Raw genomic sequence first — 12,554 nt, 5'->3', positions numbered from 1 at the left:
ATGACCGATGCCCCCGCGCGTTTCGCCGGCGTGCGCGCGTACGAGACGCTGCTGGGCGAGATCCAGGACGGCACGCTGCGCCCCGGCGCCGTGCTGGGCGAGGTCGAGCAGGCTGCGCGGCTCGGGGTGAGCCGGACCCCGCTGCGTGAGGCGCTCCGCCGTCTGGCCGCCGATGGGCTCGTCGAGCAGGCATCGCCGCGGGTCACCGTCGTCACCGGCATCGACGTCGACGACATCCGCGCGCTCTTCGACGTCCGCCGCGCGCTCGAGGAGACGGCGGCGCGGTTGGCCTCGCGTGCGCCGGACCGCTCGATCTTCGCTGCGCTCGCCGCGGACTTCGCCGCCGTCGACGCCGGCGATGGGCCCGTCTCCGATGCCGACGCGTACTACGCGCTCATCGCGCGATTCGATGCGGAGCTCGACGCGGCCGTCGGCAACGACTACCTGACGTCCGCGTTGCGCACCGTCCGCACGCATCTCGTACGCGTCCGGCGTCTCGCCCGCGACAAGCCCGAACGACTCGCGGCATCCGTCTCGGAGCACCGTCTCATCGCGAGCGCGATCGCGTCAGGCGATGCCGACCTCGCCGCGCACGCGACGCACGTGCACCTGCACAACGCCCTGACCTCGATACTCGACTCCCTGTCCGACACCCCGGAGGAAACGACATGACCGTCACCCACCACGTCCGCGTCTACCGCAGCGACGAGCCGCTTCCCCGCGAGGAGCAGCTCGCCTACAAGATCGCCCAGGTCGCCGTCGACCCGGTCGCGGTCGAGTCCGACGTCATCGACATGATCGTCAACCGGATCATCGACAACGCGGCGGTGGCCGCGGCATCCCTCACCCGTCGACCCGTCAGCGCGGCCCGTTCGCAGGCGCTGTCGCACCCGGTGTCGACCGGCGGCCACGGCGGAACGGTCTTCGGCGTCGACAACGAGACCCGCACGAGCCCCGAGTGGGCGGCGTGGGCGAACGGCGTCGCCGTGCGTGAACTCGACTACCACGACACCTTCCTCGCGGCGGAGTACTCGCACCCGGGCGACAACATCCCCGCGATCCTGGCCGTCGCGCAGCACGTCGGCGCCGACGGCGCCGCGCTCGTCCGCGGCCTCGCCACCGGATACGAGATCCAGGTCGACCTCGTCCGAGCGATCAGCCTGCACAAGCACAAGATCGACCACGTCGCGCACCTCGGCCCCTCGGCGGCCGCGGGCATCGGCACGCTCCTCGGCCTCGACGTCGACACGATCTACCAGGCCGTCGGCCAGGCTCTCCACACCACGACCGCGACGCGTCAGTCGCGCAAGGGCGAGATCTCCACGTGGAAGGCGCACGCCCCCGCCTTCGCCGGCAAGATGGCGGTCGAGGCCGTCGACCGTGCGATGCGCGGCGAGACCTCGCCGTCCCCCATCTACGAGGGCGAGGACGGCGTCATCGCGTGGCTCCTCGACGGCAAGGACGCCGCGTACGACGTGCCGCTCGCGGCAGCAGGGGAGCCGAAGCGCGGCATCCTCGACACGTACACGAAGGAGCACTCGGCCGAGTATCAGGCGCAGGCCTGGATCGACCTCGCCCGCAAGCTCGGCACCGAGCGGCCCGAACTCCGCGACCCGGCCAACATCGCCTCGATCGTGCTGCACACGAGCCACCACACGCACTACGTGATCGGCTCGGGCGCCGGCGACCCGCAGAAGTACGACCCCACGGCATCCCGCGAGACGCTCGACCACTCGATCCCGTACATCTTCGCGGTCGCGCTGCAGGACGGCGGCTGGCACCACGTCGACTCGTACGCGCCCGAGCGCGCCGGCCGCCCCGACACGGTCGAGCTGTGGCACAAGGTCACGACCGCCGAGGATGTCGAGTGGACGCGGCGCTACCACTCGGAGAACCCGGACGAGAAGGCGTTCGGCGGACGCGTGGAGATCACGCTGACCGACGGCAGGGCCGTCGTGGACGAGATCGCCGTCGCGGATGCGCACCCCCTCGGAGCCCGCCCGTTCGCCCGCGCGGACTACGTGCGCAAGTTCCGCCTGCTGGCGGAGCCCGTGCTCGAGCCCGCCGAGATCGACCGGTTCCTCGCGCTGGTGGAGCGCCTGCCCGAGCTGACGGCCGACGAGGTGCGGCAGCTCGACATCGTTGCGGCGCCGGGCGTGCTCGAAGCGGCGCCGGCCCCGAAGGGGCTGTTCTGATGACCGGGCTGATGGGTCGAGCGTTCGGTATTCAGTCTCTGCGCTCGGGCGTCCGGCCTGGCGGGTGTCTCGAACCGCGCGGTTCAGGGGCGCGTGTCGACGGCGACGATACGTCGGGACTGAATACGGAACGCCCCGTGGGCGGAAGGGAGGCGCGCTGATGCTGTACGCACAGACACCCGCGAACGCGAAGCGCCGTCTGTTCCGCGAGCGGCTCGCGACGGGGGAACTCCTGCGCTTCCCCGGCGCGTTCAACCCGCTGTCGGCCCGCCTCATCGGACGGAAGGGCTTCGAGGGCGTCTACATCTCGGGCGCCGTCCTCTCCGCCGATCTCGGGCTCCCCGACATCGGACTGACGACCCTGACCGAGGTCGCCGCCCGCGGCCAGCAGATCGCCCGCCAGACGGAGCTCCCCGCGATCATCGATGCCGACACGGGGTTCGGCGAGCCCATGAACGTGGCGCGGACGATCCAGACCCTCGAGGACGCCGGCATCGCCGGTGCGCACATCGAGGATCAGGTGAACCCGAAGCGCTGCGGCCATCTCGACGGCAAGGCGGTCGTCGACGAGGACACAGCACTCAAGCGGATCCGCGCCGCCGTCGACGCGCGTCGCGATCCGAACTTCCTCGTGATGGCGCGCACCGACATCCGAGCCGTCGAGGGACTGGATGCCGCGACCGACCGTGCGCGCAAACTGGTCGACGCCGGGGCCGATGCGATCTTCCCCGAGGCGATGCGGACGCTCGAAGAGTTCGCCGCGGTGCGGGCGGCGGTGGACGTGCCGATCCTCGCGAACATGACCGAGTTCGGGAAGAGCGATCTGTTCACCGTCGACCAACTGCGGGACGTCGGGGTGAACATCGTGATCTGGCCGGTATCGCTCCTGAGGATCGCTATGGGCGCAGCCGAGCGCGCGCTCGATACGCTGATCGACGAGGGGCACCTCACGTCCCGCCTCGGCGAGATGCAGCACCGCGCCGACCTGTACGACCTCATCGACTACGAGTCGTATAACCACTTCGACACGAACGTCTTCACCTTCCGCATCGACCGCTGACGGTCGACGAACAGGAGCGAACATGAGCGACCCCGACATCAAGAAGGGCCTCGCCGGCGTCTACGCCGACACGACCTCGATCAGCAAGGTCAACCCCGAGACGAACTCGCTGCTGTACCGCGGGTACCCCGTGCAAGAGCTCGCGGCGACGCAGCCGTTCGAGGCGGTCGCCTACCTGCTGTGGCACGGCGAGCTGCCCACGGACGACCAGCTCGCCGAGCTGCAGGCGGTCGAGCGGGCGAACCGCGCGCTGCCCGACGACATCCGCTCCTTCATCGACGCGATGCCGACCTCGGCGCACCCGATGGATGAGGCGCGGACGGTCGTCAGCCTGCTCGGCGCGTTCGAGACGGCGGGCATCGCGAACGTGCTGGACGCCGCGGGGACGCCGGCGGAGAACCTGGACCGCAGCATCCGCCTCTTCGCGATCCTCCCCGCCGTCGTCGCGTACGGTCAGCGCCGCCGCCGCGGACAGGAGATCGTCGAGCCGCGCGAAGACCTCGGCTACGCCGCGAACTTCCTCTGGATGACCTTCGGCGAGGAGCCCGACGAGGCCGTCGTCGACGCGTTCAACCGCTCGATGGTCCTGTACGCCGAGCATTCGTTCAACGCGTCGACCTTCACCGCCCGCGTGATCGCGTCGACCCTCAGCGACCTGTACTCGTCCGTCGTCGGTGCGATCGGTGCGCTGAAGGGACCGCTCCACGGCGGCGCCAACGAGGCCGTCATGCACATCTTCGACGAGATCGGCACGGCCGACGCCGTCATCCCGTGGCTCGACGAAGCGCTCGCCGCCAAGCGCAAGATCATGGGCTTCGGGCACCGGGTCTACAAGCGCGGCGACTCGCGCGTGCCGACGATGAAGGCGGCGCTCGACACGCTCGTCGCGCACTACGACCGGCCCGACGTCGCCGAGTTGTACGAGACGCTCAAGTCGGAGTTCGTCTCCCGCAAGGGCATCTACCCGAACCTCGACTACCCGTCGGGTCCCGCGTACAGCCTGATGGGCTTCGACACGCTGACCTTCACGCCGCTGTTCATCGCCGCCCGCATCACCGGGTGGACGGCGCACATCATGGAGCAGCAGGCATCCAACGCCCTCATCCGGCCCCTCTCGGCGTACGGCGGCGAGGACGAACGTCACATCGAGGGCTACGTCCCGGATGCCGCCGAGGTCGAGGCCCTCGAACGGCCCGAGGAAGCCGCGGGATGACCTCCGCAGAGCGCATCGCCATCGTCGCCGGTGCGCGCACTCCCGTCGGCCGGTTCGACGGTGCGTTCCGCGGCACACCCGCGCACGAGCTCGGCGCGCAGGCGGTGTCCGCGGCGCTCCAACGGTCGACGGTCGACGCCGCGCGCGTCGGCGAGGTCGTGATCGGGACGATCGGCCAGGTCGCCGGTGACGCCTACATCGCGCGGCGCATCGCGCTCGCGGCGGGTCTCGCGGACGACACCCCCGCTTTCACGGTGAACCGGCTGTGCGGTTCGGGGCTGCAATCGATCTGGTCGGCCGCGCAGGAACTGCGCTGGGGTGGCATCGACGTTGCCGTGGCCGGCGGCGCCGAGAACATGACGCGCATGCCGTTCTACGACATGGACGCCCGCTCCGGCGCGACGCTCGGGCACCGGCAGCTGCTCGACGGCACGCTCGCGATGCTGACCGACCCGTTCAGCGGGCGGCACATGGGGACGACCGCCGAGACCGTCGCGGAGCGGTTCGGGGTGACGCGCGCCGAGCAGGATGCCTACGCCCTCGAGTCGCAGCGACGAGCGTCGACGGATGCCGCCCGCGCCGCGTTCGCGGAGGAGATCGCCGTCACGACGACCACCGATCGGCGGCCCGTCGAGGTGTCCCTCGATGAGCACCCGCGCCCCGACACGACGCTGGAGGCGCTCGGCCGGCTGCGGCCCGCCTTCACCCCCGACGGCACCGTGACGGCAGGCAACGCCTCGGGCATCAACGACGGTGCCGCAGCGACAGTGCTGATGCGGGAGTCCGATGTGCGGGCCGAGGGGCTGCCTGCGCTCGCGACGATCGAGGCGGTCACGACAGCGGCCCTGGACCCCGCCATCATGGGGTACGCGCCGACGATCGCGCTGCGCAAGCTCTTCGCGCAGACGGGGCTGACCCCCGCCGACGTGTCGACGGTCGAACTCAACGAGGCGTTCGCGTCGCAGGTGATCGCCGTCATGCGCGACACGGGACTCGACCCGGAACGGACGAACCCCTACGGCGGGGCGATCGCGCTCGGCCACCCGGTCGGCGCCACCGGCACGATCCTCACCGTCCGCGCAGCGCTGACGCTGCAGCGCACCGGCAGTGAGTTCGCGATCGTCACGATGTGCATCGGCGGCGGTCAGGCGCTCGCCGCGCTGTTGCGACGCTGGGACGCCTGACCGCGGCATCCGCCCGACGGCGACGGCCCCCCACCCGCAGGTGAGGGGCCGTCGCTGCGTCAGCCGGTCAGGCCAGCTGGCGACGTCGACGCATCAGCACCGCGCCGAGCACCAGCAGCACGCCCGCACCCCCGACGAGCGCGATGAGCGGAGCGGGATCGCCGCCGGCGTTCGCGAGGCTCCCCGCCAGCACGACGGTGATCGGGACGCGGATGTCCCGTCCGCCGTCGGTGCTCAGGACCAGGGTGTGGGCGCCGGTCTCGAGGTCGCCCGGAACGGCGACGGTGAAGGCGAGGCGACCGTCGGCATCCGCTGCCGGGATGCCGGTGATGACCATCGGCTCGCTGAACAGCGTCGCGCCGATCTGCTGCCCGGCGGTCAGGCCCGACACCGACACGCGGAACGACCCGCCCTGCTCGACCCGCGTCGTGCTCAGGGTGACGGTCGCCCAGGCCCCGGTGTCGCCGGGCTCGGTCGGTTCGCCGGGCTCGCCGGGTTCGGTGGGTTCGCTCGGCTCGCCGGGTTCGGTCGGTTCGCCCGGCTCGCCGGGCTCGCCGGGCTCGCCGGGTTCAGTGGGTTCGGTGGGTTCGGTGACTTCGACGGCTCGGCCGAGGGGCGCCGGGTCGACGACGTCGCGGGACGCGAAGTACTCCACCGTGGCGGCGAGGTCGGCCTGGCCGGTGTCGGTGCGGACGGTGCCCTCGGCGAAGGCCGCGAACCCGTCGCCGCCGGCGGCCAGGAACGAGTTCGTGACGACGGTGAAGACGTCGTCCGCGGCGATCTCCTCACCCTTGAACGTCATCGACGTGACCTCGCCTGAGCGTCCGACGCTCTCACCCGGGAGGGGCGTCGCTTCGGTGTATTCGTAAGAGAAGCCCTCCGAGACGCCCAGGTGCAGCTTCGGGCGCTCGCCCGTCGCCTTCCACTGCTGCTCCAGGATCGCCTTGATCTGCGCGCCGGTCAGGGGAACGGTGACCAGGGTGTTCGCGAACGGCTGCACGTCGGCGACCTCGCGGTAGCTGACGATGCCGTCCTCGCCCTTCAGCAGGTCCGCACGCAGGCCGCCCGGGTTCATGAGAGCGATCTGCGCCGGCGTCCCGCTGTAGGCCTCGTTCGAGGCGGCCCACAGGTAGACGTCCGCGACGGTGTTGCCGAGCGTCGATTCGACGCCGCGGTCCGAGCCCTTCACACCGCCCCGCAGGATGTCGCCGCTGATGCGACCGACCTCCTTCGACCCTTCGACCTCGGCGTACGCGGTGGCGTCGGCCACGATCTTCGCGACGGCGGCATCCGGAGCGTAGCCCCCCTCGAGGAGCTTCTCGGTCGTGCCCGCGATCGACAGCAGCTCCTTGGTGGAACGGTCGACCTCGAGCGACAGACGGCCCATCGCGGTGCCGTACTCGGCAGCCTGGATGACCGGACGGGTCTCGCCGCCCGGCGCCGCGACCTCGCATGCGTATGTCTGGTGCGTGTGCGCCGAGACGATCGCGTCGATGTCCGGGGACGCACCGCGGACGAGCTTCCCGAAGTCGGACGGGTCGGATGCCACGACGCCGCAGTCGTTCGATGTCGCCGTACCCGAGTGGGTGAGCAGCACCGTGACGTCGGCGAGGTCGCCGTCGGTGATCTTCTTCGCGACGCGGTTCGCGGCGGTCAGCTGGTCGCCGAAGGTGATGCCGGCGATGCCGTCGGGGCTCACCATCGTCGCGGTGTCGGTGGTGACAGTGCCGATGAACGCCACGCGCACGCCGTCGACCGTCTTCACGGTGTACTCGCGGAGGGCGGGGGTCGTCGTGCCCTTCTCATAGACGTTCGCGCCGAGGGCGAAGTCCTCGCTCCCGTAGGACGGGATGACGCGGTCGGTGATGTCGTCGAAGCCGCGGTCGAACTCGTGGTTTCCGACCGCCGAGACGTCGAGCCCGGCAGCGACCAGCGAGTCGATGGTCGGCTCGTCGTCCTGGGTGAAGGACGTGAACGTCGACGCGCCGATGTTGTCGCCGGCCGAGACGACCAGCGTGTTGGGGTTCTTCGCCTCGGCGGCATCCACAGCACCGGCGAGGACGGCGGCGCCGACCTGGTTCGCAGAGCTGTCCTTGCCCGCTTCGATGCGTCCATGGAAGTCGTTGATCGTCAGGATGTCGATGTCGATCGGGTCGAGGGCGTCCTCGATGGCGAACAGGGTGGTCGTCCCCGAGACCTCGTTGCCGACCGCGAGCATCGGGGTGCCGCTGGGTGACTGGTCGGCGGGGATGAAGGTGACCCCCTCGGGTCCCAGGTCGCCGGCTGTGGCGAGGTCGCCGCCGTCGTCGACGGACTGCGAGAAGTCGCGGTTGTTGACGTAGGTGACGAACGTGGGGGATGCCGGGTCGCTGATGTCGTACGCCGCGATACCGCCGACGCGCTCGAAGCCGACGAACGCGTAGGTGCGCCCGCTCAGCTCGCCGATCGTGACGCTCTCGGGCTCAGGCCCCTTGTCGTCGCTGCGGCCCTCGAGGTTCGACTCGGAGTGGTTGGAGTTGAAGAACTCGGGCGCAGCGGCCGCGGTGACCTCTTCGAAGCTCGACCCGGAGTCCCAGACGAGCTCACCGTCGGTCGTCCAGATCGCGAACGAGCGGCCGCCGAAGGAGTAGAGCTCCTCGTAGCAGCCGCGGTCGGCGTCGAGGCCGTTCTCGATCGTGACGTTCAGGCGGCCGAGGTCGGCGTTGCCGAGCTTGCCGGCGACCGGGCTGTCGGCGCAGACGGGGGCGAGGTCCTTGGAGCCGAGGTCCTTGGCGCGGACGGCTTCGGCGTACTCACCCCACTCGCGGGCGTCGCCCTCGTTCGCGGTCACGAGATAGGTGGTGCCGCCGGCGGTGTAGGAGTCGATGGCGTCGGGCTGGTACATGCCCTTGAGACCCTCGTAGGTGCGGAGGGCGACCTTGTCGTCGCGGTCGCTCGGGTCGAGAGCGTTCTTCGCGAGGCCGTGGTCCTTGAAGCCGAGGGCGTGGATGTCCGTGACGGTAGCCGAGGCGAGATCGACCGTCGCGATGGCGTTCGCCTCCTGCAGGGTCGCGTACGCGACGCCGCCCACGACGGTGATGTACTCGGGCTCGAGGTTGCGGCTGACCGGGTGGTCGTCGCCGTGCGGGGTCGGACCGAAGACGCGGACGTCGGGGTCGAGGGCCCCGTCGGCCTCGTAGGCGTGGAAGTCCGCGATGCGGACGGCGCTCTGCGACGGGGCGGTCTTCGAGGTCGGCAGTGCGACGACGCCGATCGATCCCTCGGGGTCCGAGCTGAAGTCGTCGGCAGGCTCGCCCTCGTTCGCGACGACCGCGTACGCGCCGTCGGCCGAGACGGTGACCATGTCGGGCAGGGAGCCGACCTGCACGAAGCCGAGGGTCGCGGCCGCGGGGGAGGCGGCATCCGCGTCGAAGAAGACGAGGTGGCCGGGGGCGGTCTTGTCGGAGGCCTCGATGGCGGCGATGCCGAGGCCGTCCTCGCGGATCGCGACCGAGTTCGCGACGCCGTCGGAGGCGAGCGAGAAGAGCTTCTTCGGTGCGGCGGGGTCGGACGCGTCGAGCACGTCGATGACGCCTGCCTGGGCGTTGACGACGAACAGGCGGTCCTTGTAGGCGGCGACGATCTCTGCTGCCGACGCGTCGAAGACGCCGGTCTCGTACGAGCCGACGGGCGTCAGCGTGAGGGCGGCGTCCGGAGCGGAGCGGGTGATCGGGTCGGGCACGACGGCGGCTGTCGCTGTCGAGGCGGCGGTGACGGTGAGTGTGCAGGCGACGGTGGTGACGACACCCAGCGCGAAGGCGCGCCGGACGGTGCTGCGGAAGGCGTGCGAAGGCATCGGATTCCTCGTGATCGGGGTGGTGCGCGACGTGCGCACCTCTGTCCTATCGACGCCGGGTGTCCGGGGTGCACTGCCCGGTGGACGGCGGGTGAACGGGGAGGGTACGTCGCGTTCCGGCATCCGTCTGCGAGCATGTGGACATGACGGATTACGCGACCATCCTCACCGAGACGCGCGGACGCGTCGGGTGGATCACCCTCAACCGGCCCGAGGCGCTGAACGCCCTGAATGCGCAGGTCATGCACGATGTCGTGGATGCCGCGGAGGCCTTCGACGCCGATGCCGGGATCGGCGCGATCGTCGTGACGGGCAGTGAGCGGGCGTTCGCGGCGGGGGCGGACATCAAAGAGATGGAGGCGCTCAGCGGCAGCGAGATGCTGCTCGCGAACCACTTCGGCGAGTGGTCGCGGTTCGCCGCGGTGCGGACGCCGACGGTCGCTGCGGTGGCGGGCTACGCGCTGGGCGGCGGGTGCGAGCTGGCGATGATGTGCGACATCATCCTCGCGGCGGACACTGCGCGTTTCGGGCAGCCCGAGATCGGTCTCGGGGTGATCCCGGGGCTCGGCGGAACGCAGCGGCTGGTGCGTGCAATCGGCTCGTTCAAGGCCGCGGAGATCGTGCTGACGGGTCGGCAGCTTGCGGCGGACGAGGCCGAGCGTGCCGGGCTGGTCTCGCGCGTCGTCCCCGCGGCGGAGCTTCTGGAGGACGCGCAGCGCACGGCGGAAACGATCGCGGCGAAGCCGTTGCCGGCGCTGTACGCGGCGACGGCGGCGCTCGACGTGGCGGAGGAATCGACGCTCGCCGAAGGGTTGCGCTTCGAGCGGCAGGCGTTCGCCGGGCTGTTCGACACCGCGGACCAGAAGGAGGGCATGGCCGCCTTCCGCGAGAAGCGGACGCCGGAGTTCCGTCACCGATGAGCGCCGTGCGTCTGGTGCGGTCCAGCGGTCTCGCCGCGGCGCCGTACGCCTACGCGTCGCGCGTCGAGGCCGGTGCGGAACTGGTTTTCCTCGCCGGAGCGTGCCCGCTGGCCGACGACGGCTCGACGGTCGCGGTCGGCGACGTCGCAGGGCAGGCGCAGCGGTGCGTCGAGACGATGCTGGTGGCATTGGATGCCGCGGGTGCTGCGCTCACTGACGTCGCCTCGACGAGGGTGCTGGTGGCCTCCGCGGACCGGAGGGATCTCGTCGCGGCCTGGGATGTCGTGCGCGCGGCCTTCGGCGACCACGACGTGCCGAGCACGCTGATCGGCGTGGCCGCGCTCGGGTATCCGGACCAGCTCGTGGAGATCGAGGCCGTCGCGGCGGTGCGGCGCGGGTAGGCGAGGTGTGGCCGCGTGGCCGGGGCGAACGGTCGGCTACTGCTGTGGTTCGGGCGGGTGCTGGTGTGGTCGTGGGGCGTGGGCGTTGTGGTGCAGCGCCGAGCCGCGGATCGGTCAGGTTCGTGCGTCATCAGGCGCACGGCCCAGGTTCGTGCGTTATCAGGCGTACCGCTCAGGCTCGGGCTGACCTGGCGGGTGCGGGGCGCGTCGAGCCAGGACCGGTCTCGGATCGCGCAGTTCGGCGTCGGCTCAGAAGGGTGCGGGGTCGCCGGGGTGTGCTGCGGCAGGGGTGAAAGCGACGGCCGGTGTGGGTGCGTCTTCTCTGTAGGTCCTGCCGACGGGTGAGGTCCATTCGAGGACTCCACCCGACAGTTGTCGCACCCGCCAGGCGGTGAATTGCTTCATCGAATGATGCCGCTGGCACAGGTGTGCGAGGTTGCTCAGTTCTGTTTTCCCGCCGAGGGCGTGGTCGTGGGTGTGGTCGACCTCGCAGCGGATCGCGGCGACGCGGCATCCGGGGAACCGGCAGTGCTGGTCGCGGGCTTGCAGGAACCGTCGCATCCCCGACGGGACCCGGTACGAGTCGGTCGCGACGGTCACCCCGGTCGCAGGGTCGTGGAACAGGCGCTCCCAGACGTGCGTCGACCCGGCCAGCACCCGGGCGGTGGCGGGATCGATGGGGGAGCGACCGGCGAGATCGCACGGCCCGTCATCCGCACCAGTCAAGGTCGCAGCGGGGACGAGAACCTGCACCCGAGCACGGATCGCGCCGAGCGGGCCGGCGGTCGTGTCACGGGTGTCATCCAACGCCGGGGTCCCCGCAAGGAGGAGGTCAGCGAAGACGTCCGCGCGGACCTGGTCCGTCGATCGTGCATCTGTCGCGACAACGTCGGCGCTCTCGCCTGATGCGCGCTCAGCGCGGGTGTCGATGATCGCCCGTGCCTGCTGTGTCAGTCGGTCGTGGATCCCCTCCGCGATCACGGTCGGCAAAGTGGCGATCAGATCCGACATGCCATCGCGCCCGGGCATGAGTCGCACGCATCGACCCGCCGAAGCCTCTTCATGTCGTTCCGCGAACGATCGTGGGTGCATCCGGTGGGCGAGGATCTCGAGCTCACCTCGGACTCGGTTCGGCGTCTGGCCGTCGCAGCGTTCGATCGCGATGGCCTCGAACTCGGCCCACAACTCCGCGGGGAGGTTCAGCCCGGCGTCGACGATTGCTTTCACGTGTCCCTGAACGATCCGTCCGGCTTCCCATGCGGCGACCGCGGCGGGGAATCCTTCGATCGTCACCCGAGCCTCACCGATCCGACGTTGCACCGCCCGGTCGGTGAGCCGCATCACCCCGGCGACCTCGGCGGAGATCGACCGGAGCACCATGTCGTGCACCTGAACTCTGGCGTTCCGAGGTGCGCCCTGCTCGTCCGCCAGCCGCCCCGCGGCGGCCAGGGCGCGCAGCTCACGAATCTTCACCCGAGCGAACTCGACACCGATGTCCTCAACGTCCGCGACGATCCCCTCGATGGCGGCGAGATACGCCTCACCATCGGGGGTTTCCGCTGCGTCCGTCATACCCGAACTCTCGCACCGACCTCCGACATCGCGACCCCGAAAACCGCCGAAACCACCCGTTATGAACAACTCCGAAAATGAGAAATCACTCATCTTTCCCGATCGCGCTGAGTGACGCACGACCGTCGTGAGGACTTCTCCACAACTCGACCACCGAGTTCGCAAGCCGCCATG

The 12,554-nt window shown here is 70.4% G+C and carries 9 protein-coding genes; 7 read left to right on the top strand and 2 right to left on the bottom strand.

The genetic code is table 11. The features are described 5' to 3' along the window. From BLP38_RS10255 to BLP38_RS10235, 5 genes are all read left to right on the top strand, one after another. Complete coding sequence (locus tag BLP38_RS10255; protein WP_091356953.1) at window positions 1-672, top strand: GntR family transcriptional regulator; 672 nt, start codon at window positions 1-3, stop codon at window positions 670-672. Next, the gene (locus tag BLP38_RS10250; RefSeq protein ID WP_091356949.1) at window positions 669-2,195 is read left to right on the top strand and encodes an MmgE/PrpD family protein; all 1,527 of its coding nucleotides are present in this window, start codon (window positions 669-671) and stop codon (window positions 2,193-2,195) included. Before BLP38_RS10255 ends, BLP38_RS10250 begins: the two co-directional genes overlap by 4 nt. Before the next feature lie 160 nt (window positions 2,196-2,355). Next, a complete protein-coding gene (gene prpB, locus BLP38_RS10245; protein WP_091356946.1) occupies window positions 2,356-3,255 on the top strand; it encodes a methylisocitrate lyase in 900 nt (299 codons plus the stop codon). Between the two features lie 22 nt (window positions 3,256-3,277). Next, the gene (locus BLP38_RS10240; protein ID WP_091356943.1) at window positions 3,278-4,468 is read left to right on the top strand and encodes a bifunctional 2-methylcitrate synthase/citrate synthase; all 1,191 of its coding nucleotides are present in this window, start codon (window positions 3,278-3,280) and stop codon (window positions 4,466-4,468) included. Next, window positions 4,465-5,652, top strand: coding sequence for a thiolase family protein (locus tag BLP38_RS10235; protein ID WP_091356940.1), 1,188 nt, complete (start codon window positions 4,465-4,467; stop codon window positions 5,650-5,652). Before BLP38_RS10240 ends, BLP38_RS10235 begins: the two co-directional genes overlap by 4 nt. A gap of 67 nt (window positions 5,653-5,719) precedes the next feature. Here the strand turns inward: BLP38_RS10235 and BLP38_RS10230 are convergent, their stop codons facing one another. Continuing rightward, window positions 5,720-9,487: a choice-of-anchor I family protein gene (locus BLP38_RS10230; RefSeq protein ID WP_091356937.1), complete on the bottom strand. Its 3,768-nt coding sequence runs from the start codon at window positions 9,485-9,487 to the stop codon at window positions 5,720-5,722. 143 nt (window positions 9,488-9,630) lie between these two features. On the opposite strand from BLP38_RS10230, the gene BLP38_RS10225 reads away from it, so the two are divergent. Then, the gene (locus BLP38_RS10225) at window positions 9,631-10,407 is read left to right on the top strand and encodes an enoyl-CoA hydratase-related protein (protein ID WP_091359763.1); all 777 of its coding nucleotides are present in this window, start codon (window positions 9,631-9,633) and stop codon (window positions 10,405-10,407) included. Beyond that, window positions 10,404-10,808, top strand: coding sequence for a RidA family protein (locus tag BLP38_RS10220; protein ID WP_091356933.1), 405 nt, complete (start codon window positions 10,404-10,406; stop codon window positions 10,806-10,808). Before BLP38_RS10225 ends, BLP38_RS10220 begins: the two co-directional genes overlap by 4 nt. Window positions 10,809-11,057: 249 nt before the next feature. Here BLP38_RS10220 and BLP38_RS10215 read toward each other — a convergent pair whose 3' ends face one another. Further along, complete coding sequence (locus tag BLP38_RS10215; RefSeq protein ID WP_091356930.1) at window positions 11,058-12,380, bottom strand: HNH endonuclease signature motif containing protein; 1,323 nt, start codon at window positions 12,378-12,380, stop codon at window positions 11,058-11,060. Between the last annotated feature and the right edge of the window lie 174 nt (window positions 12,381-12,554).

Origin of the sequence: Microbacterium sp. LKL04 (genome assembly GCF_900102005.1) — a bacterium.
In the GTDB taxonomy this organism is placed as follows: Bacteria; Actinomycetota; Actinomycetes; order Actinomycetales; family Microbacteriaceae; genus Microbacterium.
The sequence above is the reverse complement of the archived record's forward strand: the minus strand, read 5'-3'. Positions and strand labels throughout refer to the sequence as shown.

Excerpts from the sequence above, each read along its gene's own strand:
- BLP38_RS10220 (WP_091356933.1), top strand. The coding sequence starts at position 10,404 with ATGAGCGCCGTGCGTCTGGTGCGGTCCAGCGGTCTCGCCGCGGCGCCG.
- BLP38_RS10215 (WP_091356930.1), bottom strand. The coding sequence starts at position 12,380 with ATGACGGACGCAGCGGAAACCCCCGATGGTGAGGCGTATCTCGCCGCC.
- BLP38_RS10255 (WP_091356953.1), top strand. The coding sequence starts at position 1 with ATGACCGATGCCCCCGCGCGTTTCGCCGGCGTGCGCGCGTACGAGACG.
- BLP38_RS10235 (WP_091356940.1), top strand. The coding sequence starts at position 4,465 with ATGACCTCCGCAGAGCGCATCGCCATCGTCGCCGGTGCGCGCACTCCC.
- BLP38_RS10225 (WP_091359763.1), top strand. The coding sequence starts at position 9,631 with ATGACGGATTACGCGACCATCCTCACCGAGACGCGCGGACGCGTCGGG.
- BLP38_RS10250 (WP_091356949.1), top strand. The coding sequence starts at position 669 with ATGACCGTCACCCACCACGTCCGCGTCTACCGCAGCGACGAGCCGCTT.
- prpB (WP_091356946.1), top strand. The coding sequence starts at position 2,356 with ATGCTGTACGCACAGACACCCGCGAACGCGAAGCGCCGTCTGTTCCGC.
- BLP38_RS10230 (WP_091356937.1), bottom strand. The coding sequence starts at position 9,487 with ATGCCTTCGCACGCCTTCCGCAGCACCGTCCGGCGCGCCTTCGCGCTG.
- BLP38_RS10240 (WP_091356943.1), top strand. The coding sequence starts at position 3,278 with ATGAGCGACCCCGACATCAAGAAGGGCCTCGCCGGCGTCTACGCCGAC.